This window comes from Haemophilus sp. HN_Hi16 (genome assembly GCF_049823435.1).
Classification (GTDB): Bacteria; Pseudomonadota; Gammaproteobacteria; order Enterobacterales; family Pasteurellaceae; genus Haemophilus; species Haemophilus influenzae_D.
This window is the reverse complement of sequence record NZ_CP187500.1, coordinates 1,306,853-1,330,274: the sequence shown is the minus strand read 5'-3', so window position 1 is coordinate 1,330,274 and position 23,422 is coordinate 1,306,853. Positions and strand designations below refer to the sequence as shown.

Below are 23,422 nucleotides of genomic sequence, written 5' to 3'. Positions count from 1 at the left end.
ACAAAAACCACAGTAAAATTCTAAAATCTTACTGCAGTATTATCAAAAATAAACTTGAAATAAGAAAATGATTTACTCAATTTCATTCGGGGCTTATTATTGTTCGTCTAAAAAAAAATAGCAACCATAACAAACCTAATATGAAAAAATTATCTTCAATTTCCACCGCACTTGGATCCTTTTTATTTTCCATAAGCTTTAGCCTGCCAACCTTCGCCAATATTAATGTTTCAGATTTAACACAAAAATTGCCTGAAGGCTCTAGCGTAGGTTTCATCGCAAAAAATATAAATCAAAACCAAATTATTGCGAATTATAATGGCTCAACTTTTATGCTTCCTGCGAGTACACAAAAAGTTTTTACAGCTGTCGCTGCTAAACTCGCGTTAGGCGATCAATTCCAATTTGAGACCGCACTTTTAACTAATGGAAAAATCCAAAATGGGAATTTAGAGGGTCACTTAATCGTGCGTTTCACTGGCGATCCTGATCTCACAAGTGGCCAGCTTTATAGCTTACTTGCAGAATTAAAAAAACAAGGTATCAAAAAAATTAATGGCGATTTAGTATTAGATACCTCTGTTTTTTCTAGTCACGACCGAGGATTAGGTTGGATTTGGAACGATCTCACCATGTGTTTCAACTCTCCCCCTGCAGCGGCAAATATCGATAACAACTGTTTCTATGCCGAACTAGATGCCAATCAAAATCCCGGTGAAACAGTAAAAATCAATGTACCTGCACAATTTCCAATTCAAGTATTCGGACAAGTTTATGTAGCGGATAGCAATGAAGCGCCTTATTGTCAGCTCGATGTTGTTGTACACGACAATAATCGCTATCAAGTAAAAGGATGTTTAGCACGTCAATCTAAACCTTTTGGCTTAAGCTTTGCCGTGCAAGATACAGATGCCTATGCTGCCGCGATTATTCAACGTCAATTAAGACAATTAGGTATTGAGTTTAATGGTAAAATCTTGTTACCCCAAAAACCGCAACAAGGTCAGCTATTAGCGAAACATTTATCCAAACCATTACCCGATTTACTGAAAAAAATGATGAAAAAATCGGATAACCAGATTGCAGATTCATTATTCCGAGCTGTGGCATTCAATTACTATAAACGCCCTGCATCCTTTCAATTAGGTACATTAGCGATTAAATCCATATTACAAAAACAGGGAATTCGTTTTGGCAACAGTATTTTAGCCGATGGTTCAGGGTTGTCTCGCCATAATCTTGTGGCACCTAAAACGATGCTGTCCGTTTTAGAATACATCGCCAAAAACGAAGATAAATTACATTTAATGGAAACTTTTCCCATCGCAGGTGTAGATGGCACGATCAGTGGGCGAGGTGGATTAATTAGTCCGCCATTAATCAAAAATGTGATTGCTAAAACCGGTTCTTTGAAAGGGGTTTATAACCTCGCCGGCTTTATGACAAATGCTCGAGGGGAAAAAGTAGCCTTTGTACAATTTATTAATGGCTACTCAACGGGCGATTTGGAAAGCAAAACCAAACGTGCTCCATTAGTACAATTTGAGCGTAACTTATATAACGAACTCTATAAATATTAATAAAGTCTTCTAAAAAACACCGCACTTTTCCATCCAAAGCGCGGTGTTTTTTTATAGCCTTTTAGAAATACTATCGCCTAAAATACGAACGATATTTACCAGATAATATCGATCAACGTATTGAACAAAATGCGAGAGAATTTATTACCAGTACCGTACAAATTGTGCGAGGCGTGATTAACTCGGTACTCACGACCATTGAATTTACGATTATTTTATGGTCACTTTCTGGCGTATTAACTTTATTCGGATTTAATATCGAAAAAGGCGTTGTTTTCTTCGTTTATGCCTTTATTATTTTTGCAACACTTATCGCCCACTAATTAAGCTGAATTTAATGACTGGCAAGCGATTTTATCGCCCGGTGAACTGCAACGAGCGGCGTTTATTCGTATATTACTCACAAAACCAGATGTCGTATTTCTCGATGAAACAACTTCAGCATTGGATGAAACAACCGAGCATTTACTCTACCAAACAATTAAAGAGCGTTTGCCCGAAATGATCATTCTCAGCGTAGGTCATCGTATTACATTACAGCAATTTCATAACAAACAACTAAAATTAGATGTATGTTTATTATGTGAAAATTAGAAAATGGCAAGTTAATATATCAGCCAAATATTTAATTTATTTTGATACTAGACTGAAGAACACCTATAAAATAAAACTATAAAAAAAAGCCCTCGAAATCCGAGGGCTTGATTTTTTAGTATCGTAATAAAAATTAGCGACGTAAACCTAAACGAGCGATAGTGCTTTGGTATAAAGCAAGATCAGTACGTTTTAAGTAGTCTAAAAGTTTACGACGACGAGAAACCATACGTAATAAACCACGACGACCGTGATGGTCTTTTTTATGCTCTGCGAAGTGAGTTTGTAAGTGGTTAATTTGTGCAGTTAATAATGCGATTTGAACTTCAGAAGAACCAGTATCTTTCGCATCACGACCAAATTCAGCAACGATTGCTGCTTTTTTTTCAGTACTTAGAGACATTTTTTACTCCTAAAAGGTAGTGTTGTTAATACATCATTCGCCGATCTCTAACTCAGCGATGACAAGGAAATCGCATTCTAACGATGAATAAGCTCAAATGCAAGATAAAGATTAAACTTACCGCACTTTTCATTATTAGAAGCGAATACCAGATCCGATTCCCACACCTAATCCTACGCCATTACTTCCACCACCAGCACTAACACCACCCACCGTACAAGCAGCTAATATGCCTGATAATGCAAAAATAAAAAATATTTTCTTCATCATTTTTTCTTTATCAATAAAATTTCAAATAAACGATAAATCGCAATTAAATCTGTCTTTGCAATAGGTTTAAAAGGCAATAAAAGATAATAAACCCAGCTAAAACGTTGCAAAAATACGATCATATTTTGCCAATTTTTCGCTTCACAATGTGTTTGATAATATAATGTTACTTTTTGAATAAAAGTGTCCGAAATATTTTCTTCTCGACATAAACTATCAAAGAAAAATAACATATCCCGAATAACTACCCAATTTTGATTTTGGCTATTTGAGCGAGATTCAAAATCAAGAAAAGTAACTTTTCCCTTATCCCAAGTAATATCTCGAATAGCAGGGCGACCATGCACTAAATTTTTAGCATGCAAATCAATCAAAGCAAGACAAGCATCATAAATAATTAAAAATTTCTGTTGTTCATCTATATTTTTATTGCATAGCCATTGTGATACAGTCAGTCCCACATTTTCCAACACAAAAAAATTATCACTATAATAAGAGACTTTTGGCACTGGCGCATTTTGTTCAGCAAGCTTCAATAAAGTATGTAATTCATTTTTAAAAGATTTTTTAGGATGGGGTTTTAATAATAGCCAAATCCCTTTCAATTTTTCAGGTTGTTTCAACCAATATTTTTTTCCTTCATATTGAAAAGGATAAATTCGTTTATCTCGATGTTCTGTTACCAGTTGCTTCACATATTCTTGAAAATCATCATTTGCCATCATATTCCCACTACTTCAGTATATTATTTATAGTTTAAATAGAAATTAATTTATTATTTTCTATAATAACGTCTATTAAAAAACTTTAAAATAAATTTTATTTACCACTAATAAAATTGAAAAAATAGCAGGAATATTATAGATATTTTAAGAATTTATTACAATTTAATAAGGAAAAGTGCGGTGAAAATCTAAGAAAAATTTTCACCGCACTTTTATATAAATTAATAAAGAAAAATTAAAATGCTGAGGTATCTTGGAATAGTCCTACTTTTAAATCTGTCGCGGTATAAATAACACGACCATCTACTTCAACTTCGCCATCAGCCATTCCCATAACTAGTTTACGATTAATTACTCGTTTCATATGGATTCTGTAAACTACTTTTTTCGCTGTTGGCAAAATTTGCCCTGTGAATTTAACTTCGCCAACCCCTAATGCTCGCCCTTTTCCTTTGCCACCAATCCAGCCTAAATAAAACCCAACAAGCTGCCACATCGCATCCAATCCTAAACAACCGGGCATTACTGGATCGCCAATGAAATGGCAGCCAAAAAATGGCAATTCAGGCTTAATATCAAGTTCGGCTTCAATGTATCCTTTACCGAAAGCACCTGTTTCTTCATTCATTTCAACAATGCGATCCATCATCAACATTGTTGGTGCGGGTAATTGCGGTCCTTCTTTACCAAATAATTCGCCGCGACCTGACGCGAGCAAATCATCATAAGAATAGCTACTTTTTTTATTAAGTGTACAAGTGTTTTGCATTTCAGATTCCTTTATATATGATAAATCCAGTTTATAACTGATATATGTATTTTAAAAGGAACGCAGCAAACTGTAAATAGCTAACACTTGTTCGCAAAACTTGTCGGAGCAGTCACTCTTAGAAATATATAGAAAAAAAGAAAAGCGAAAAAATGCTCGCTTTTCTCTATTAGGAGCGGAAAAAACGCCAAAAACTTTTTCGTTCAGAATCGGCACGTCCCTCAATACGACGTTGAATAAGACGAGATAAAGGCTCTGTTTTTTCTGTATAATCTTTGTTCTCATCTAACAAATCACGCTCAAATAACAATTCACAAGCCTGATAAATATCTTCCACAGGATAAATAAAAAACTCGCCATTTTTTACCGCACTTTTCACTTCATCAGATAAACTCAGTTGCTGGATTGTTGTCATTGGAATGATTACACCTTGTTTTCCAGTCAAACCGCGACGTTGGCAAATAGTAAAAAAGCCTTCAATCTTATCATTTACCCCACCAACAGAATGAACAAGTCCAAATTGATCAATCGATCCTGTAATTGCGATATTTTGAGGCAAAGGCAAATCAGCCAAAGCACTTGCTAGCACACAGAAAATCGCCAAAGATGCACTATCGCCATCAATTTCTCCATAAGACTGTTCAAACACCAATGATGCAGAAAATGGCAATTGCGAGGGCAAATCTAAGATATTGGAAAGGCAAGCCTGCGCAATCATCATACCTTTACCATGAATATTTCCAGCGAGTTCATTTTTTCTTTCAACATCAATCACTTCCCCTTCACCGAATTGTACAATACAACTAATACGCGAAGGTTCGCCGAAACATACTGGTGTACCTGGATATTCAATTACCGAAAGCCCATTAATTTGTCCAACAATTTCGCCTTGCGTTTCGACATAAACTTGCTCGTTTAAAATATCGGCATAAGTTTGTTCTTTTAAAAAACCATATTGTGCTAATTTTTGTTGAAAAATGCCCTCAAAATCCTCCGCACTTAATGCTGTTTTTTCTGCAAAAGTTGAAGCATCTTGTAATATTTCTTTTAATTTGAGAGGAGATGCATTAATTAAAAAACGATCTTCACTTTCACGCACTAATAATTGATAAAGTTTATTTAACGCCGAAAAATCTAGCTCAATATTTTGCTCTTGAGCCATTTTTTGTACATAACCCACCCAAGTTTTTTGTTCCTCCACTTCAGCCACAGAAACATAACTTTCAATTTCAGCATAATCGGCGAAAGAATAAAGATTTTCTTCTAACTCAGCCAAAGTGGCTAATTCAGTACGATTACCAAGTACAATCACTTTTAAGTTCAGCGCATAGCCTGGTATATCACAAGGTAAATTTTTAAATGGATGGGCTGAATACCAGTCAAAAGTTTGGGTTTGCAAAATTTGTTTTAATCGCCCCCACAAATCAAATTGAGATAACAATGTTGCCGCACTTAAAATCAAAACTCCGCCATTAGCTTTATGCACTAATCCTGGCACTAATTGAATATCTTGTGAACTTGGATGAATCCGAAAACTACCAAAAAGCTGGAATTGATCGCAATACAATGCGCTTAATACCTCTCCTTGACTGGCAAAATTATCATCTAAAGATTTTGCAGGCTCAGTATAAATATACGGAAAAGAAAAAGAACCCCCCTGCTCTATCACATAATTCACACCAAAAATTGACCGCACTTTATGATGGTTTTGCGATATAAAATTTTGCAATAACTCCGCATATTCAACTGGCTCACCGACTTTCATCATCAATAAAGAACGCGTTGGATGGCGTAAAAATAAATCGATAGCCTGTGTAGCATTCGGTTGTAATGCCCAGAAATCCACTGGTTCTAAAGGAAAATCTTGAATTGCTAAATCAGGTTGCAATGCCTGCCAATTTAAGGATTGCTCCATAGCTTGTTGTTGAGAAAATGATGAACTCACGGCTGGTCTCTTTCTAGAAAAATTAGCCACATTATCGCATATTTAATAGCCTTGTGAAAATCCACTAGAAAATCAGCATAAAAACACGTATATTAATGCAGTTACCACGTCACTCAATGATAAAAAATGAAATACCAAAAACTCGAAAATCAAGAAGCAAATTGGAAATGGATTTACCTAATTCGTAAACATCGCGAAGGGGAAAATATCACGCGTTATGAAGAACGTAGTTTACAAGAAGCCAAAGCGCAAGAATTATTAGAATCCCAAAATTATCCAGAAAAAATTGAAGAATGGATTAAAAATCATCTTTCTCCAGCCTTACCAATTAAGCTTGATCAAGCCATTCGCGCCCGCCGTAAACGCTTTTTTAATGGAGAAAAGCAACATACCAAGAAAAAATCCATTGATTTGGAATATGCGGTTTGGCTACGTCTTTCTAAATATTCTCGAAAAATGAAAATGACACTTTCGGAAACAATTACCTATATGATTGATGAAAGAGAAAGCAAAGCACAATTTGAAAATCAAATGGCAGCAATGAAAACTAGTTTAAAGAATTTATTAAAATAAAAAAAAGACAAGCTGCAATTCTTGTCTTTTAAATTAGGACTAATAGAGAAAAAATCTAGGGTTGTTATTATTCTTGAGTATCCAAAATTGGGATTATTTTTGTGGCGTGAGATCCTTTATCGCCGTGGATAACTTCAAATTGCACCTTTTGACCTGCTTTTAATGAACGATAGCCGTCCATTTCAATCACTGAATAATGTGCAAAAATATCGGCATCCACACCTTCTGCGGAAATGAAACCAAATCCTTTTGCATTATTGAACCATTTTACAATACCAATTTCCATAAAAGACCTCTCTAGGCTTCGCCTATTAAAACAATAAATCAACAAGACTCTCGCCTTATCACCTAATATAGGTCCGTTATGTTTAAATATTTTGAACGGTTATGCAACGAGCAATATTCAAAAATGATAAGTAGATCACAAAAAATTTAATTTTCTGGAGTTTTTTTATCATTTTTATGAATTTCTCGTAGTGCTTTCGCCACTATTTGAATAGCTTCTCCGCTATTAATTCCTTTTGCCATAAGTTCTTGAATTTGTTCAACTGCTTTTTGTTGCTGTTCGTGTGTTAAATTAATATCAAACATTTTCCCATCCAAATTGATTCATTAATTGATGCCATTGTTCATCTAGCCCTGCTGTAATTTTTATTTGCTCTTTCGTTATTGGATGAATAAAAGACAAACTATCAGAATGTAAAAATAATCGAGAACAACCTAAATGTGACATTAATGCACGATTTTGATGTAAGTCACCATATTGTGTATCCCCTAAAATCGGATGAAAAATATGTTTCATATGGCGACGTAGTTGATGTTTTCTGCCTGTATGAGGGATTAATTTAACTAAAGAATAACGCGCCGTTTGATAACGCCCAGCAGGATAAGGCATTTCGACTATTTTTAATCCTTCATAAGAAGTCACAGCTTCTTGAGGCTCTTTATCTTCTTGAGAAAATTTATCTGCGATTTTATCCAATTGAATTTTTAGTGGATAATCTATCCGCTCTTTTCCCTGTAGATACCCTCGCACTACAGCTAAATAAGATTTCTGAACGTACTTTTGCTCAAACTGTTCACACATTAAATTCGCAATTTCACTGCTCAATGCAAATAACAACACGCCAGATGTTGGTCGATCTAAACGATGAATAGGAAATACGTGCTGACCAATCTGATCTCGCAAAGTTTGCATCACAAATTGAGTTTCATGAGGATCTAACCAACTGCGATGAACCAACATGCCAGCAGGCTTATTCACCGCAACTAGAAACTCATCTTGATATAAAATTTCTAACATTCTTTCTTGTTCAGCAGTGCTTCTAAAGCAACCAAAGGGGCTAATAATTTTTGCAATTCATCAAATTCCTTCATTGCTTCTTCAATATAAGGCGAAATGGCAATTTTATTTGGCAAAGCTGAACTACTTTCTAATAAAGCCTGCATGCGTGGAATAAATATCCACTGTAGCCATTCTTCGGCAGACATCGTATCAATTGAAAAAGGCTCCTCACTTAAAAAAGCCTCTGCAGCAGGGGGCATCGTTTGCCATAAATTAAGCTGCTGCATGGTAATTTGAAGCTGTTCAAGATGCTGTTTAGTTTGATTACGCATAGTTTTATATCCTAATTAATGAATGTTTTTTGCAAACACACGCACATTTGAAAAACCATTTTCTTTCAAATATAAGGCCTGTAATTTGCTCATCACACCACGTTCACAATACAACACGTAATTTTTACTTTGATCAAGGCTACCAAATTGAGAAGAAAGTTTATAGAACGGCATTTGAATGACTTCGTGAGTATCCGATTCAAATGGATTTTCATCAGTTTCTTCTGGGCTACGAATATCCAAAATCACTTCATTTTCACCCAATACAGAAATTGCCTCAACTTCTACGACTTCTTTTTCTGTTTCTTCTGCGATCTGGCGAATATCTAAATATTTCGCATTTTGCACCGCACTTTCTAGAATCTCGAAATTAAAATACCCTTCTTCCGTAACAATTTTCTCGCGAACAGCTTTAATCGTAGGATTTTTTGAAATCACACCACAAAATTCAGGCATAGATTTTGCAATATCGTCAGTACCAATTTCTTTCGCCATCGCAATAATTTGTTCTTTATCGTGCGTAATTAACGGGCGTAATACTAAGGCATCAGCGGCTTCATCGATCAAGCGTAAATTGGTTAAAGTTTGGCTAGAAACTTGTCCTAATGCCTCCCCTGTCACAATCGCTTCAATATTAAAACGTTGAGCGACTTTACTTGCTGCTCGCACCATCATCCGTTTTAATACAACCCCCATTTGGCCGTTATCGACTTTCTCTAAAATCTCACCGACAACGCCTTCAAAGTTAATTGCAATAAAGCGTACTTTATGTGAAGCGCTATAGCGTTGCCAAATATAATAAGCCATTTGTTTTACGCCAATTTCATGGGCTGCGCCGCCAAGATTAAAGAAACAATAATGAACTCGAGAACCACGACGAATCAACATATAACTTGATACGCCAGAATCAAATCCCCCCGAAATCAAAGAAAGCACATCCTCTTGCGTCCCAATTGGATAACCGCCAATCCCTGCGTGACGTGCTTTAACCAACATCATTTTGTCATCTTCAATATCAATACGAACAGTCACATCTGGATTTTTCAACCGCACTTTTGCGCTTTCAATATGTTGATTTAATCCACCGCCGATATAACGTTCTGCTTCAATTGAACTAAATTTATGTTTTCCTTTACGTTTTACTCGAACGCAAAAGGTTTTGCCTTGAAGTTGTTGCGCGACATCAGCAAGCGTCAATTCAAAAATATGATGCAAATCGGTAAATGGTTTTTCTTCAACTTCTAAAAAATGATGAATACCAGGAATACGTTGTAACAAGGCGATTAATTCTTCACGATTTTCTTCATTTTTTGACCGCACTTCAATGTAATCCCAGTGGCGTACAACTGCGGTTTCTTCATCATATTTCTGTAAAATATTGCGGATATTAGAGGTTAAAATTTTTGCGAAACGTTTACGCACAGTTTCGCTTTTAATCATAATTTCAGGAAAAAGTTTAACGATAAATTTCATATAAATAGCTTAGGTATTTCTTGGGTATTTAAAGTGGCGAGTATTTTACGCAAAGATAGTGAAAAGTCCACTGGTCCTAGCTTGAAATAATTTTTTAACAACTCAAGTAAAATACAGTACAATGGCAAACAATTTTTACCGTGAAAAAGGATAATTCCATGGCGCGTAAACCCGCATCTTCACAAGATTTTGAAACAACGTTAGCGCAGTTAGAAAATATTGTTGCTCATTTAGAAAATGGCGATCTACCGTTAGAAGAAGCGTTAAAAGAATTTGAACAAGGTGTGCAACTCGCTAAGTTAGGGCAAGAACGTTTACAACAAGCAGAACAACGTATTCAGATCTTATTGCAAAAAACAGAAGATGCGCCACTGAATGATTATAAAGGGAATGATTATGAAGGGAATGCTTAATGGGTCACTTTTCTGAAGAATTACAACAGGTTCAAACTCGTATCAATCGCTTTTTAGAAGCTCAATTTGAGGGCATTAAAAGTCATAATGCACCTTTGCTTGAGGCGATGAAATACGCATTATTACTTGGCGGTAAGCGAGTTCGCCCTTTCTTAGTTTACGCAACAGGTCAAATGCTTGGTGCAGAGAAACAAACCTTAGATTACGCTGCTGCTGCCATTGAAGCCATTCACGCCTATTCCTTAATTCACGATGATTTACCTGCAATGGATGATGACAATTTGCGCCGTGGACATCCTACTTGTCATATCCAATTTGATGAAGCTACAGCTATTCTTGCGGGCGATGCGCTGCAAAGTTTCGCATTTGAAATATTGACCAAAACACCGAATATTTCTGCTGAACAAAAACTGGCTTTAATTCAAATTTTAGCGCAAGGCGCTGGTGTGCAAGGAATGTGTTTAGGGCAAAGTTTAGATCTTATTTCTGAGCATAAACAAATTAGTTTAAGTGAATTAGAATTAATTCATCGTAACAAAACGGGTGCATTGCTAATTGCCGCATTGAAATTAGGTTTCATTTGTTCTCCACATTTTACCGACAAAAGGTTAGAACAATCCTTAACACAATATGCGGAAGCCATTGGCTTAGCCTTTCAAGTTCAAGATGATATTTTAGATATTGAAGGCGATAGTGCAGAAATTGGCAAACAGGTGGGTGCCGATCTTGATTTAGATAAAAGTACATATCCAAAATTACTTGGATTAAGTGGCGCAAAACAAAAAGCGCAAGATCTATACCAAAGTGCTTTGTCTGAATTAGAAAAAATTCCTTTTGATACAACCGCACTTCGTGCATTAGCTGAATTCATTATTACCAGAAAAAGTTAAACACTCACAAAAGTGCGGTCAAAATTTATCACGTTTTTAAAATGACTAACAATATGAACAATTATCCTCTTTTATCTTTAATTAATTCTCCAGAAGATTTGCGTCTTTTAAATAAAGATCAGCTACCACAACTCTGTCAAGAATTACGTGCTTATCTTTTAGAATCTGTTAGTCAAACTAGCGGACATTTAGCGTCAGGTTTAGGCACTGTAGAGCTAACCGTTGCGCTGCATTATGTATATAAGACGCCATTTGATCAGTTAATTTGGGATGTAGGACATCAAGCTTATCCACATAAAATCCTAACGGGTCGCCGAGAGCAAATGTCCACAATTCGCCAAAAAGACGGTATTCATCCTTTTCCTTGGCGTGAAGAAAGTGAATTTGATGTATTAAGTGTTGGTCACTCCTCTACGTCTATTAGTGCGGGATTAGGCATTGCCGTTGCCGCAGAACGAGAAAATGCAGGTAGAAAAACAGTATGCGTAATTGGTGATGGCGCAATTACTGCGGGAATGGCATTTGAGGCATTAAATCACGCGGGGGCATTACATACAGATATGTTAGTTATTTTAAATGATAACGAAATGTCTATTTCAGAAAACGTTGGCGCATTAAATAATCATCTTGCGCGTATTTTCTCTGGCTCTCTTTACTCTACGCTTCGTGATGGCAGTAAAAAAATCCTTGATAAAGTTCCTCCAATCAAAAACTTTATGAAAAAAACCGAAGAACATATGAAAGGTGTAATGTTTTCGCCAGAAAGTACATTATTTGAAGAACTCGGTTTTAATTATATTGGCCCAGTGGACGGCCATAACATTGAGGAATTAGTGGCAACACTTACGAATATGCGTAATCTGAAAGGCCCGCAATTTTTACATATAAAAACAAAAAAAGGTAAAGGATATGCGCCTGCAGAAAAAGATCCGATTGGTTTCCACGGCGTACCAAAATTTGACCCAATCAGTGGCGAATTACCCAAAAACAATAGTAAACCAACTTATTCGAAAATTTTTGGCGATTGGCTATGCGAAATGGCAGAAAAAGATGCCAAAATTATTGGTATCACACCTGCAATGCGTGAGGGTTCAGGTATGGTAGAATTTTCCCAACGCTTCCCAAAACAATATTTTGACGTAGCAATTGCAGAACAGCACGCTGTCACTTTTGCTACAGGACTTGCAATTGGCGGATACAAACCTGTTGTCGCAATTTACTCGACATTTTTACAACGTGCTTACGATCAATTAATTCACGATGTTGCCATTCAAAATCTCCCTGTGCTATTTGCGATTGATCGAGCGGGAATAGTTGGCGCAGATGGTGCTACACACCAAGGGGCATTTGATCTCAGCTTTATGCGTTGTATTCCCAATATGATTATCATGACACCAAGTGATGAAAATGAATGCCGTCAAATGCTCTATACAGGTTATCAATGTGGAAAACCTGCGGCAGTACGCTACCCTCGCGGAAATGCCGTTGGTGTAAAACTTACTCCTTTAGAAATGCTTCCTATTGGTAAATCACGTTTAATTCGAAAAGGTCAAAAAATTGCGATTTTAAATTTTGGTACTCTATTACCATCCGCTTTAGAGTTATCAGAAAAACTCAATGCAACGGTTGTCGATATGCGTTTTGTAAAACCGATTGATATTGAAATGATTAATGTGCTTGCACAAACTCACGATTATTTGGTCACATTGGAAGAAAATGCAATTCAAGGTGGAGCGGGATCTGCTGTTGCGGAAGTACTAAATTCATCAGGAAAATCAACCGCACTTTTACAACTTGGTTTGCCAGATTATTTTATTCCACAAGCGACACAGCAAGAAGCATTGGCAGATTTAGGATTGGATACAAAAGGCATTGAAGAAAAAATTCTCAACTTTATTGCAAAACAAGGTAATTTATAAAAATAAACGCGATGATAATTTCATCGCGTTTTTTCTTAATCCACAATTCTTAAATGGGAAACTGATTTTGTTTTCTTTTTTTCTTCTCGTTTTTTAGGCTTATCTACTGCTTCATCAAAACCTGTTGGTTGTTCAGTATCTGGCTCAATGTTAAGTTCATCATAAATTTCCTCAGGTTCAAACATCACGCCATCGCCATTCTCACGAGCATAAATCGCAAGGGCTGCGCCCATTGGAATATACAGTTCACGAGAGACGCCTTTAAAACGCGCATTAAACTGGATGAAATCATTTGTAAGTTGTAAATTGCCCGTAGCACTGGCAGACAAGTTTAATACAATCTGTCCATCTTTTACATATTCGACAGGAACATTCACACCTAAGTAAGTCGCATCAACAACTAAATAAGGCGTAAAACTATTATCTACTAGCCAATCATAATAGGCGCGTAATAAATAAGGGCGTTTAGGAGAAGATTTATATTCCATTATTTATCATCCATTAAATTTTTTGGTGCAGCTTCACCTACAGATTGCAAAAAAGAATCACGTGTAAACACACGTTCCATATAAGCTTTAATCGCTTTACTTCCTGTGCCTGTAAATTCCATGCCTAAATGTTTTAATTTCCATAATAATGGTGCAACATAGCAATCAACCAAACCAAATTCTTCATTCATAAAATAAGGCATCTGTTGAAAAATTGGTGCAATCCCCAATAGTTCTTCTTTTAACTGTTTTAATGCTGAAGTTTTTTCTTTTTCTGTGCCATTTTCTGCTTTTGCAAGTGTTGGATACCAATCTTGTTCAATACGTAACATTAAAAGTCGATCTTTAGCACGAGAAACAGGATACACTTGCATTAATGGAGGATGTGGAAAACGCTCATCAAGATATTCCATTATGATGCGTGAATTAAATAATACGAGATCACGATCAACCAACGTAGGCACAGTGCCGTATGGATTTAATTCCATTAAATCTTCTGGTAGAGCTTGCAAATCAACCTCTGCGTTTTCATAAAGCACACCTTTTTCTGCCAAAACAATTTTTACCTGATGGCAATAAATATCATCTTTATTTGAAAAAAGGGTCATTACTGAACGTTTACTTGATGCGCTGGACATTTATTCCTCCGAAGATCCAAAAATATTCTAGGTTTTTAAGGGGCAACATTTTACCATAAAGCATTACCTATTTGCCAATATAATCTTTTTTATTGTTTTATAATCAATAAGTTAGAGTAACTCAAATAATAAAAAAGCAGAGATTTCTCTCTGCTTTTCTTTTGGAAACGAAAATAAAAATTAACGTTTTGAGTATTGTGGACGACGACGTGCTTTGTGTAAACCCACTTTTTTACGTTCAACGCGACGTGCGTCACGAGTAACGAAACCAGCTGCACGAAGTGCTGGGCGTAATGTTTCATCGTATTCCATTAATGCACGAGTGATACCGTGACGGATTGCACCCGCTTGACCAGAAATACCACCACCTTTAACAGTGATGTATAGGTCTAATTTATCAGTTAATTCAACCAACTCTAATGGCTGACGTACTACCATACGCGCTGTTTCGCGACCAAAGTAAACATCTAATTCACGTTGGTTGATAGTGATTTTACCACTGCCCGGTTTGATAAATACACGAGCTGAAGAGCTTTTGCGGCGACCTGTGCCGTAGTTTTGATTCTCTGCCATTTTCTAAACCTCGTGATTAAATATCTAATACTTGTGGTTGTTGTGCAGCGTGTTGGTGTTCAGCACCTGCATACACTTTTAATTTACGGAACATTGCACGGCCTAATGGACCTTTTGGCAACATACCTTTAACCGCAATTTCAATCACTGCTTCAGGACGGCGAGCGATCATTTCTTTGAAAGTCGCTTGTTTAATACCACCTACATAGCCAGTGTGCCAGTAGTAAAGTTTATCTGTTTCTTTACGACCAGTTACTGCCACTTTGTCTGCGTTGATAACGATGATGTAATCACCAGTATCTACGTGTGGAGTGTACTCAGCCTTGTGTTTACCACGAAGACGACGTGCTAATTCAGTCGCTAAACGACCTAAAGTTTTACCTGTCGCATCTACTACGTACCAGTCGCGTTTAACCGTTTCTGGTTTTGCTACAAAAGTTTTCATTAATTAATTACCAAAAATTAGTTTGATACCCAGTGTTCTTATGAACACAACCATTAATCTTAATCATCACCCCTTCGAGTGTGATCTCGATAAAATAATGTACGATGGGAATTCGCACATTTACAGGGTCGGCGTATTATACTCGTTTTTTCATAAAATGCTAATTTTTTACACTAAAAAATAAATCTATTGTATTTATTTAACACGCATTTATCTTTCTATAAAAATACACAAAAAAATTACCGCACTTTCTTTTTCGTTGTAAAATGGGATAAATCATTGCTAACAAAAGTGCGGTAGTTTTGGGTACGTTTTGATCTAAAAATTAGTTATTATTGAACAATCATTATCCATTTATTGAATTATTAATAATAATCATACTTTTAATGAATAAATTGAAATTGACTCATATTAAAACCTATTTTATTGTACAAATACTATTTTAGAATCCTAAAGGAAGCCTTATGAGCTACGCGAAAGAAATTGATACATTAAATCAACATATTGCAGATTTTAATAAAAAAATTAATGTCTCCTTTGAATTTTTTCCACCTAAAAACGAAAAAATGGAAACCCTTCTATGGGATTCAATTCATCGTTTAAAAGTATTAAAGCCTAAATTTGTGTCAGTCACTTACGGCGCAAATTCGGGAGAACGTGACCGCACTCACGGCATTGTGAAAGCCATTAAACAAGAAACTGGCTTAGAAGCCGCACCACATTTAACTGGAATTGATGCCACACCTGAAGAATTAAAACAAATTGCGAGAGATTATTGGGATAGTGGTATTCGCCGTATTGTTGCGTTACGCGGTGATGAACCTAACGGTTACGCGAAAAAACCATTTTATGCGTCAGATCTTGTGGAATTACTCCGTTCTGTCGCTGATTTTGATATTTCTGTAGCCGCTTATCCTGAAGTTCATCCAGAAGCAAAATCCGCACAAGCAGACTTAATTAATTTAAAACGTAAAATTGATGCAGGTGCAAACCACGTCATTACGCAATTTTTCTTTGATATTGAAAACTACCTACGTTTTCGTGATCGTTGTGCATCAATTGGTATTGATACTGAAATCGTACCCGGTATTTTACCTGTTACTAATTTTAAACAACTCCAAAAAATGGCATCATTCACTAATGTGAAAATTCCAGCGTGGTTAGTTAAAGCCTATGATGGTTTGGATGATGATCCAACTACACGTAATCTTGTAGCAGCAAGTGTTGCAATGGATATGGTAAAAATTTTATCTCGCGAAGGCGTGAATGACTTCCACTTTTATACATTAAATCGTAGTGAATTAACTTATGCTATCTGTCATATGTTAGGTGTAAGACCTTAATTATCACAATAATATATTTCTTTTCAAACACAAAATAAGGGCGATATTTCGCCCTTATACAAAACTAAAAAAATTCAACCGCACTTTATTATTTTATGAACTCTGTTTGCATATACATTAATCGATCTATATTCGTTAAATAATGCCCTAATTCTTGTTCTTCGGGTTTATGTAAATAAGGAATTTTACCTAAAAGCGGCGCATCAATATGTTCAACAAGCAAATCAACAATTTCTGCATAATGGCTTAATAATGGATTAATTCGATTCGCTATCCAACCTAATAAAGGCACACCTAACTGTTGGATAACCTTTACCGTTAATAAAGCGTGATTTACACAACCATCTTTAATTCCAACTACAAGTACTACTGGCATTTTTCGTTGAGTAATCCAATCTGCAAAACTTTTTCCTTCTGCCATTGGTGTCATTAAACCAAAAGATCCTTCCACCACAACAGATTGATAAGTTTGATTCAAACGCGTTAAATCACAATTAATTTTATCTAATTTAATCCGCATTTTATCTTGTGTGAGCATTGGTGCACAGTGACTAAAAGTATAGCTATTAATATCCTGATAAGACACATTTTCTTTTGTTGAATTCATCAGCGTTAATACATCAGCATTTACGAAATTATCATAATCAGATGTATTTTCTGACTGAGCAACAGGATAAATACTCTCTTCCCCACAACAAGCAATGGGTTTATAGCCGACAACTTGCACGCCCTGCCCTTGCAAGGCTTGAATCATTGCGCGCGCTACTGTTGTTTTTCCCACATTCGTATCTGTCCCTGCGACAAAAAAGCTACTCATTTTTTCTCCTTTAAAAAGTGCGGTGGATTTTAAAGGAATTTTTTATTTAATAATTTGAGATAACGCAAATTTTCACTTTTTTATCTTAGAAATAGACAAATTATTTGATCTCACTCAAGCTATAAAATAAACCATCATCTTGTTTTGCCATTTGTAAATAAAATCCTTGGCGTTTAATTGTTTCTAATACTTCATTACAATCTACATTGTGTAATGCTTTACGCCCAAGCAGATTAAACATCATTACTAATTCTGGTTTACCAAAATGTTCGAGTAAAACGCTGGGAACTGAAGAAAAATCCTCTCTATTGGCAACATAAAGGTAACTTCCTAACTTCTTTTTACTTTTATAAATGGCACATAACATATTTAATTTCCCAAAATAAAAATCCGCACATTTTACGTGCGGATTGTAATTTATTATTTCCTATTTTTGAACTGTGGCTAAAAATTCTTTACGTGTATCTCTATCTTCCAAAAACACCCCACCATAAGCAGATGTGACAGTATAACTATTTGTATCTCTAATACCACGCGCTTTCACACAGAAATGGGTCGCTTTCACATATATCGCGACATCATCGGTTTCAAGAATGGTTTGAAATGCTGTCAAAAGTTGTTCAGTTAAGCGTTCTTGAACCTGTGGACGTTGCGCAAAAAACGAGACAATTCGATTAATTTTAGAAAGACCAATCACCCAATCTTTTGGATAATATGCCACACAAACTTTACCATCAATCGTCACAAAATGATGTTCACAAGTGCTTGTTAGTGTAATGCCATTCACTTGCACCATTTCGCTGACTTTCATCTGATTTTTGATTTTCGTCATTTTAGGAAAATTGGCATAATCCATTCCACTGAAAATCTCATCAATAAACATTTTAGCCAAACGATTTGGCGTTTCTTCCAAACTATCATCTCGCAAATCTAATCCAATCAGCTTCATCACTTCATTCATATGTTTTGCAATGTTTTCTCGGCGTTCATTTTTAGCCTGTGTTGTATCAATCATTGGTGTTTCAATGCCTTTCTCAATCAAGGCATTTCTTACATTCAGTGCATCCAGTGAAATTTTGCTCATAAATAGTCTTTCCTAAAAAAATAATCGGCTATTCTAGCAAAGGATAATAGGATGGTAAAATGATAAAAATTGCAAATTTGAATGAATAAGTCTTTAGAGATAAAATACCGACTTATTTTATTAAATAAGGATTTTCTATGCTTACATTGGATCAAGCTCGCTCGAAAATGCTCGAACAGATTCCCTTCCCAACTCAAACTGAAAGCCTAAATTTACAAGAAGCCGCCAATCGAATTTGTGCAGAAGATATTATTTCGCCTATCAATGTTCCCTCTTTCGATAATTCAGCAATGGATGGTTATGCTGTACGTTTATCGGATTTACAACAATCCTTAACCCTTTCAGTGGCAGGAAAATCTTTTGCAGGTAATCCATTCCAAGGGGAATGGCCATCAAAAAGTGCGGTCAGAATTATGACTGGTGCGATGATTCCTGAAGGCGCAGATGCAGTGATAATGCAAGAGCAAGTGACACTCAATGAAGACGGCACCGTCACTTTTAGTGAATTACCTAAACCAAATCAAAACATCCGTCGTATTGGTGAAGATGTAAAGAAAGGCGATGTGGTATTAGAACAAGGCGCACCGCTCACCCCAATTTCCTTGCCATTATTAGCCTCTCTAGGCATTGCAGAAGTAAAATGCTATCGTCAATTAAAAGTCGGTGTACTCTCAACTGGTGATGAACTTGTGGAAGTCGGCAAACCATTACAAAGCGGACAAATCTATGACACTAACCGTTTCACCGTAAAATTATTACTCGAAAAACTACACTGTGAAGTCATTGATTTAGGACTATTACCTGATAACGAAGCTGAATTTGAAAAAGCATTTATTGCCGCACAAAGCCAAGCCGATTTAGTGATTACCAGTGGCGGTGTTTCCGTTGGTGAAGCGGATTTCACTAAAGCAGTATTGAAAAAAGTAGGCAAAGTAAATTTCTGGAAAATTGCAATCAAACCCGGCAAACCATTCGCTTTTGGTAAATTAGAAAATGCTTGGTTCTGTGGTTTACCCGGCAATCCTGTTTCCGCATTAGTAACATTCTATCAACTTGTTCAGCCATTAATCGCTAAACTTCAAGGCCAAAAACAATGGAAAAAACCACCGCACTTTTCAGCCATTGCTACAATGAATTTGAAAAAAGCAGTGGGACGTTTAGACTTCCAACGGGGTTTTTATTACATCAATGAACAAGGTCAAATTGAAGTGCAATCAGTAGGATTCCAAGGTTCTCATCTCTTTAGTGCTTTTGTAAAAAGCAATTGTTTTATCGTGTTAGAACAAGAACGTGGCAATGTCTCTGCGGGCGAAACAGTGACAATTGAGCCTTTCAATCATTTATTAGGATAAAAAATGATCGAACTTAGTCACGAAGAAGAATTGCGTTATAACCGTCAAATTATTCTTAAAAGCGTAGATTTTGACGGGCAAGAAAAACTTAAAGCAAGCAAAATGCTGATCGTTGGGCTTGGTGGCTTAGGATGTGCAGCCAGCCAATATCTCGCAGCAGCAGGCGTTGGAAATTTAACACTGTTAGATTTCGACACAGTTTCGCTTTCTAATCTTCAACGCCAAGTCTTGCATTGTGATGCTCGCTTGAATATGCCAAAGGTGGAATCCGCTAAAATTGCACTCAAGCAAATCAACCCACATATAAACCTCGAGGCAATTAATGCTAAGTTAGACGAAGAAAAACTGGCTGAAATCATTCCGCACTTTGATATTGTTTTAGATTGTACAGACAATGTGGAAATCCGTAATCAATTGGATCGCCAATGTAATCATGCAAAAATTCCTCTTATTTCTGGTGCTGCAATTCGGATGGAAGGTCAGGTTTCCGTTTTCACTTATGAACCAAATACGCCTACTTATCGTGATCTCAGCAAATTATTTGGACAAAATGTATTAAGCTGTGTGGAAGCTGGCGTGCTTGCACCAATCGTCGGTATTGTGGGCTGCATTCAAGCCTTAGAAGCAATTAAAGTGCGGTTAAAAATCGGTAAGAATTTGTGTGGACGCTTATTGATGATTGATGGTTTTTCAATGAATATTCGAGAAATTAAACTTCCAACCAATATGGAATAAAACCCTTAAAAAGAGAAAAAAATTTAACCGCACTTTTATTAACCATAACCTTTACGACAAAATACTATGACAACAGAAATTAAAAAACTTGATCCCGATACAGCCATTGATATTGCTTACGATATTTTCTTAGAAATGGCTGGAGAAAATTTAGATCCTGCCGATATTCTTTTATTCAACCTACAATTTGAAGAACGCGGTGGTGTGGAATTTGTTGAAACCGCCGATGATTGGGAAGAAGAAATTGGTGTACTGATTGATCCTGAAGAATACGCTGAAGTGTGGGTGGGTTTAGTCAATGAACAAGATGAAATGGATGATGTCTTTGCTAAATTCTTAATTTCTCACCGAGAAGAAGATCGCGAATTTCACGTTATTTGGAAAAAGTAACGATAAAGTAAAAATAAGGGAAATCAGCTGATTTCCCTTTTTTTTTTCGCTTAAAATTAACAAGCCATCAAATTGGAAAACTTGAGAAAAAAACTAACAACAACGGCGGTAATAAATTCGTTACCATACCAAAAGAAATGGCGATAGGCGTTACTTCAATTCCACCTGATTTCTGAATAATCGGCAATGTACAATCTAATGCCGTTGCACCTGTAATTCCAATAGCTGTAGAACGATAATGTTGCATAAACAGTGGAATTAAAAATAAGCTCAAAATTTCGCGTGATAAATCATTGAAAAAAGCAATACTGCCCTGCATCGGTCCCCAAGCATTTGTCAGCACGACGCTTGATAAAGAATACCAACCAAATCCCGATGAAAAGGCTAAACCTTGGGTAATCGGCATACTTAGAAAAAATGAAGAAATAATGCCACCAATTAAAGAACTTAGGGTAAAAATTGCTCCCATCATTAAGCCTTGCTTATTTAATAAAACTTCTTTCAAGGAAATTCCGTTATTACGAAGCTGAATCCCGACAAAAAAGATCAATGCAATAAGCACGTAAAGATTAGAGGCATTTGGGAAATGCAACCAATCATTGCACAACCAACCTAAAACAATGCCGATAATCACCGCACTTAATAATTTAATTGAGTCCACTAACGAATGCCAACGAGATGGCAATTCTCCCTGTAAGTAATTAACAGGCTTAGGCAAAGTGCGGTCATAAATAGCCAAGCCTACGATATTACAAGTCAGAATGATAGCGGACAGCCCCAAAGCCGTCATACCAATAATTGGCAATTTTTGTTCTAAATGCTCTAGCTGCCCAAGCATAAACCCCATCATAAATAAAATGATGTAAAGCAATAACATCACAATTTTATTAATGAATGCCAACGCATTTTGATTCTGTATTTTAACTAAGTAACCCAACATCATCGGCACAAGTACGATAAGCAATCCGTTAATAATTTCTTCCATTATTTTCCTTTTTGTAGATCACTGCACTTTATTTAATTTTCAAAGATATTTGAATAAATATTACAGTAAAAATAAAAATTACTTATACAAGCAATAAAATCATACCGCTTATAATATATATTTTTTATCAATCTACCAAATGCTCAATGTACAAACGCCAATCTTAGCTATTTTGTCTCTTTACTCTGTAAAAATGGGATATAAAAAAGCGGCTTAAAAATAAGCCGCTTTTTATCGTTATTTCACTGCAAAAACTTTTATTTGCTCTGCACCTAAATGCCCTGGTACGGTTTTTTTCAAGTTTAAATCACTATCTAAAAAGAGATTGAACGGATAGCCACGCACTCTTGCTTTGTCAATGATTTCGCCTTTTTCATCTAAAAGCACCGTGATATTTTTATATTCCAATCCTTTGTACCACTCAATAAAATCAGCGGTGTCTTTTTCGCCTTTGTGATCGGGCGAAACGATGGTAATCACTTCAAAATTACGATCTTTTTCCGCACTTAAATCATCAATTTCAGCTAATCCAGCCAAGCAAATCGGACACCAAGATGCCCACATTTTTACATACACAGGTTTGCCTTTATATTGGCTTAAAGTAACTGGCTGATTGTTTAAATCTTTGAGTTGCACATCTGCCAAATTAGTTTGTGCAAAAGCGTTTAGGCTGAATGCCATTAGAAATATTGATAGTAGTTTTTTCATTGCTTTTTTCCTTTTATAGATTTCTTTTGTTGAGGTTATGTTTTACGAAAAATTATTCGTAATTAATAAAATACCCATCACGATAATTAAAATTCCGCCACCGATTTTAAATTTGTCTAAGTGTTTATTTAACCCTTTGGCACGTTTGAGCAAGCTGTCAGATAAGAACGAAAACAGTACAAACGGGGTCGCAAGCCCTAAGACATAAACAAACATCATTGATGCACCGTAAAGTGCAGAGCCTTCATCGCCTGATAAAGCTAACACGGAAGCCAGAATCGGGCCAATACAAGGCGTCCAACCAAGACTAAAAGTTAAACCAAGCACAAATGCCTCAAGTGCGGTCGATTTTCCTGATGTTTTTATTTCCACCAATTTCGTGCGTTCCAACAAACCAATTTTGAAAATGCCAAGTTGATGAATACCCAAAATAATCACGATAACGCCAGCGATAATGCGAGTGGTGTTACTAAATAAAATATTCCCTAAAAAGCCAAAACTAAAGCCTAAACTGACAAATGTAAGGGAAAGCCCTAAAATAAATAAAAAAGTATTTAGGACTTTTTTACCGCCTTTACTCAAAATACCAAAATAAATTGGAATAATCGGGAAAATACAAGGCGAAAGAAAAGAAGCAAGCCCAGCTAAAAATACAGTTCCAATAAGGAGTTGCTGATCTAACATCCTACATCT

General features: G+C 36.1%; 29 protein-coding genes and 1 pseudogene. 10 read left to right on the top strand and 20 right to left on the bottom strand.

Going from position 1 to position 23,422, the window contains the following annotated elements:
* Positions 1 to 140 precede the first annotated feature (140 nt).
* Entirely contained in the window at positions 141 to 1,580 is a 1,440-nt protein-coding gene (dacB, locus tag ACPT9C_RS06670) for a serine-type D-Ala-D-Ala carboxypeptidase (protein ID WP_050949165.1), read from the top strand.
* 65 nt (positions 1,581 to 1,645) lie between these two features.
* Positions 1,646 to 2,174, top strand: a pseudogene (locus ACPT9C_RS06665) (hypothetical protein); the annotation flags it as partial.
* A gap of 133 nt (positions 2,175 to 2,307) precedes the next feature.
* Here ACPT9C_RS06665 and rpsO read toward each other — a convergent pair.
* From rpsO to ACPT9C_RS06640, 5 genes are all read right to left on the bottom strand, one after another.
* Complete coding sequence (gene rpsO, locus ACPT9C_RS06660) at positions 2,308 to 2,577, bottom strand: 30S ribosomal protein S15 (protein ID WP_005652821.1); 270 nt, start codon at positions 2,575 to 2,577, stop codon at positions 2,308 to 2,310.
* A gap of 135 nt (positions 2,578 to 2,712) precedes the next feature.
* The gene (locus ACPT9C_RS06655; RefSeq protein WP_005689651.1) at positions 2,713 to 2,844 is read right to left on the bottom strand and encodes a hypothetical protein; all 132 of its coding nucleotides are present in this window, start codon (positions 2,842 to 2,844) and stop codon (positions 2,713 to 2,715) included.
* The gene (locus ACPT9C_RS06650; RefSeq protein ID WP_050949164.1) at positions 2,844 to 3,572 is read right to left on the bottom strand and encodes an RIO1 family regulatory kinase/ATPase; all 729 of its coding nucleotides are present in this window, start codon (positions 3,570 to 3,572) and stop codon (positions 2,844 to 2,846) included. Before ACPT9C_RS06650 ends, ACPT9C_RS06655 begins: the two co-directional genes overlap by 1 nt.
* A gap of 235 nt (positions 3,573 to 3,807) precedes the next feature.
* On the bottom strand, positions 3,808 to 4,341 hold the full coding sequence (gene fabA, locus ACPT9C_RS06645) for a bifunctional 3-hydroxydecanoyl-ACP dehydratase/trans-2-decenoyl-ACP isomerase (RefSeq protein ID WP_005652828.1): 534 nt from the start codon (positions 4,339 to 4,341) through the stop codon (positions 3,808 to 3,810).
* Positions 4,342 to 4,510: 169 nt separating this feature from the next.
* On the bottom strand, positions 4,511 to 6,286 hold the full coding sequence (locus ACPT9C_RS06640) for an AAA family ATPase (protein ID WP_061671208.1): 1,776 nt from the start codon (positions 6,284 to 6,286) through the stop codon (positions 4,511 to 4,513).
* A gap of 126 nt (positions 6,287 to 6,412) precedes the next feature.
* Here ACPT9C_RS06640 and matP point away from each other — a divergent pair, with 126 nt between their 5' ends.
* Positions 6,413 to 6,859, top strand: coding sequence for a macrodomain Ter protein MatP (gene matP, locus ACPT9C_RS06635; RefSeq protein WP_005628871.1), 447 nt, complete (start codon positions 6,413 to 6,415; stop codon positions 6,857 to 6,859).
* 67 nt (positions 6,860 to 6,926) lie between these two features.
* Here the strand turns inward: matP and cspD are convergent, their stop codons facing one another.
* From cspD to thiI, 5 genes are all read right to left on the bottom strand, one after another.
* A complete protein-coding gene (cspD, locus tag ACPT9C_RS06630; RefSeq protein ID WP_021035241.1) occupies positions 6,927 to 7,145 on the bottom strand; it encodes a cold shock domain-containing protein CspD in 219 nt (72 codons plus the stop codon).
* Between the two features lie 146 nt (positions 7,146 to 7,291).
* Positions 7,292 to 7,450: a YoaH family protein gene (locus ACPT9C_RS06625; RefSeq protein WP_111689027.1), complete on the bottom strand. Its 159-nt coding sequence runs from the start codon at positions 7,448 to 7,450 to the stop codon at positions 7,292 to 7,294.
* The gene (gene truC / locus ACPT9C_RS06620) at positions 7,443 to 8,162 is read right to left on the bottom strand and encodes a tRNA pseudouridine(65) synthase TruC (RefSeq protein ID WP_118879931.1); all 720 of its coding nucleotides are present in this window, start codon (positions 8,160 to 8,162) and stop codon (positions 7,443 to 7,445) included. The genes ACPT9C_RS06625 and truC overlap by 8 nt, the downstream gene beginning before the upstream one ends.
* Positions 8,156 to 8,476 (bottom strand): YqcC family protein, encoded by a 321-nt coding sequence (locus tag ACPT9C_RS06615; protein WP_111689025.1) that lies wholly within the window; start codon positions 8,474 to 8,476, stop codon positions 8,156 to 8,158. Before ACPT9C_RS06615 ends, truC begins: the two co-directional genes overlap by 7 nt.
* Before the next feature lie 15 nt (positions 8,477 to 8,491).
* Entirely contained in the window at positions 8,492 to 9,949 is a 1,458-nt protein-coding gene (thiI, locus tag ACPT9C_RS06610) for a tRNA uracil 4-sulfurtransferase ThiI (RefSeq protein WP_111689024.1), read from the bottom strand.
* A 158-nt stretch (positions 9,950 to 10,107) separates the two neighbouring features.
* On the opposite strand from thiI, the gene xseB reads away from it, so the two are divergent.
* Genes xseB through dxs form a run of 3 tightly spaced genes read left to right on the top strand, consistent with a single transcriptional unit; the run spans position 10,108 to position 13,171 of the window.
* Positions 10,108 to 10,362 (top strand): exodeoxyribonuclease VII small subunit, encoded by a 255-nt coding sequence (gene xseB / locus ACPT9C_RS06605; RefSeq protein ID WP_005652741.1) that lies wholly within the window; start codon positions 10,108 to 10,110, stop codon positions 10,360 to 10,362.
* A complete protein-coding gene (ispA, locus tag ACPT9C_RS06600; RefSeq protein ID WP_118795092.1) occupies positions 10,362 to 11,252 on the top strand; it encodes a (2E,6E)-farnesyl diphosphate synthase in 891 nt (296 codons plus the stop codon). Before xseB ends, ispA begins: the two co-directional genes overlap by 1 nt.
* A gap of 41 nt (positions 11,253 to 11,293) precedes the next feature.
* Positions 11,294 to 13,171, top strand: coding sequence for a 1-deoxy-D-xylulose-5-phosphate synthase (gene dxs, locus ACPT9C_RS06595; protein WP_423717267.1), 1,878 nt, complete (start codon positions 11,294 to 11,296; stop codon positions 13,169 to 13,171).
* A 35-nt stretch (positions 13,172 to 13,206) separates the two neighbouring features.
* Here the strand turns inward: dxs and ACPT9C_RS06590 are convergent, their stop codons facing one another.
* The 4 genes from ACPT9C_RS06590 to rplM form a co-directional block, all read right to left on the bottom strand.
* Entirely contained in the window at positions 13,207 to 13,659 is a 453-nt protein-coding gene (locus ACPT9C_RS06590) for a ClpXP protease specificity-enhancing factor (protein WP_423717269.1), read from the bottom strand.
* Entirely contained in the window at positions 13,659 to 14,297 is a 639-nt protein-coding gene (sspA, locus tag ACPT9C_RS06585) for a stringent starvation protein SspA (protein ID WP_110437617.1), read from the bottom strand. Before sspA ends, ACPT9C_RS06590 begins: the two co-directional genes overlap by 1 nt.
* Positions 14,298 to 14,477: 180 nt before the next feature.
* Positions 14,478 to 14,870, bottom strand: coding sequence for a 30S ribosomal protein S9 (rpsI, locus tag ACPT9C_RS06580; RefSeq protein WP_005631594.1), 393 nt, complete (start codon positions 14,868 to 14,870; stop codon positions 14,478 to 14,480).
* Between the two features lie 16 nt (positions 14,871 to 14,886).
* Positions 14,887 to 15,315 (bottom strand): 50S ribosomal protein L13, encoded by a 429-nt coding sequence (gene rplM / locus ACPT9C_RS06575; RefSeq protein ID WP_005628896.1) that lies wholly within the window; start codon positions 15,313 to 15,315, stop codon positions 14,887 to 14,889.
* 464 nt (positions 15,316 to 15,779) lie between these two features.
* On the opposite strand from rplM, the gene metF reads away from it, so the two are divergent.
* Positions 15,780 to 16,658, top strand: coding sequence for a methylenetetrahydrofolate reductase (metF, locus tag ACPT9C_RS06570; RefSeq protein WP_032823490.1), 879 nt, complete (start codon positions 15,780 to 15,782; stop codon positions 16,656 to 16,658).
* Positions 16,659 to 16,746: 88 nt separating this feature from the next.
* Here the strand turns inward: metF and bioD are convergent, their stop codons facing one another.
* The 3 genes from bioD to folE form a co-directional block, all read right to left on the bottom strand.
* On the bottom strand, positions 16,747 to 17,475 hold the full coding sequence (bioD, locus tag ACPT9C_RS06565) for a dethiobiotin synthase (protein ID WP_423717271.1): 729 nt from the start codon (positions 17,473 to 17,475) through the stop codon (positions 16,747 to 16,749).
* A 100-nt stretch (positions 17,476 to 17,575) separates the two neighbouring features.
* Positions 17,576 to 17,842, bottom strand: coding sequence for a YcgL domain-containing protein (locus ACPT9C_RS06560; RefSeq protein ID WP_005688423.1), 267 nt, complete (start codon positions 17,840 to 17,842; stop codon positions 17,576 to 17,578).
* Between the two features lie 60 nt (positions 17,843 to 17,902).
* Positions 17,903 to 18,559 (bottom strand): GTP cyclohydrolase I FolE, encoded by a 657-nt coding sequence (gene folE / locus ACPT9C_RS06555; protein WP_423717272.1) that lies wholly within the window; start codon positions 18,557 to 18,559, stop codon positions 17,903 to 17,905.
* A 137-nt stretch (positions 18,560 to 18,696) separates the two neighbouring features.
* Between folE and moeA the strand changes: the two genes are divergently transcribed.
* The 3 genes from moeA (at position 18,697) to ACPT9C_RS06540 (ending at position 21,036) form a co-directional block, all read left to right on the top strand.
* Entirely contained in the window at positions 18,697 to 19,911 is a 1,215-nt protein-coding gene (moeA, locus tag ACPT9C_RS06550; protein ID WP_423717273.1) for a molybdopterin molybdotransferase MoeA, read from the top strand.
* Positions 19,912 to 19,914: 3 nt separating this feature from the next.
* Positions 19,915 to 20,646, top strand: coding sequence for a molybdopterin-synthase adenylyltransferase MoeB (gene moeB / locus ACPT9C_RS06545; RefSeq protein WP_042593396.1), 732 nt, complete (start codon positions 19,915 to 19,917; stop codon positions 20,644 to 20,646).
* A 66-nt stretch (positions 20,647 to 20,712) separates the two neighbouring features.
* Positions 20,713 to 21,036 (top strand): HI1450 family dsDNA-mimic protein, encoded by a 324-nt coding sequence (locus ACPT9C_RS06540; RefSeq protein ID WP_005628170.1) that lies wholly within the window; start codon positions 20,713 to 20,715, stop codon positions 21,034 to 21,036.
* A 67-nt stretch (positions 21,037 to 21,103) separates the two neighbouring features.
* Here the strand turns inward: ACPT9C_RS06540 and ACPT9C_RS06535 are convergent, their stop codons facing one another.
* The 3 genes from ACPT9C_RS06535 to ACPT9C_RS06525 form a co-directional block, all read right to left on the bottom strand.
* Complete coding sequence (locus tag ACPT9C_RS06535) at positions 21,104 to 22,021, bottom strand: lysine exporter LysO family protein (RefSeq protein WP_050949153.1); 918 nt, start codon at positions 22,019 to 22,021, stop codon at positions 21,104 to 21,106.
* A gap of 237 nt (positions 22,022 to 22,258) precedes the next feature.
* Positions 22,259 to 22,729 (bottom strand): redoxin domain-containing protein, encoded by a 471-nt coding sequence (locus tag ACPT9C_RS06530; RefSeq protein WP_005662382.1) that lies wholly within the window; start codon positions 22,727 to 22,729, stop codon positions 22,259 to 22,261.
* A 42-nt stretch (positions 22,730 to 22,771) separates the two neighbouring features.
* Complete coding sequence (locus tag ACPT9C_RS06525) at positions 22,772 to 23,413, bottom strand: cytochrome c biogenesis protein CcdA (protein ID WP_005656594.1); 642 nt, start codon at positions 23,411 to 23,413, stop codon at positions 22,772 to 22,774.
* Positions 23,414 to 23,422 lie beyond the last annotated feature (9 nt).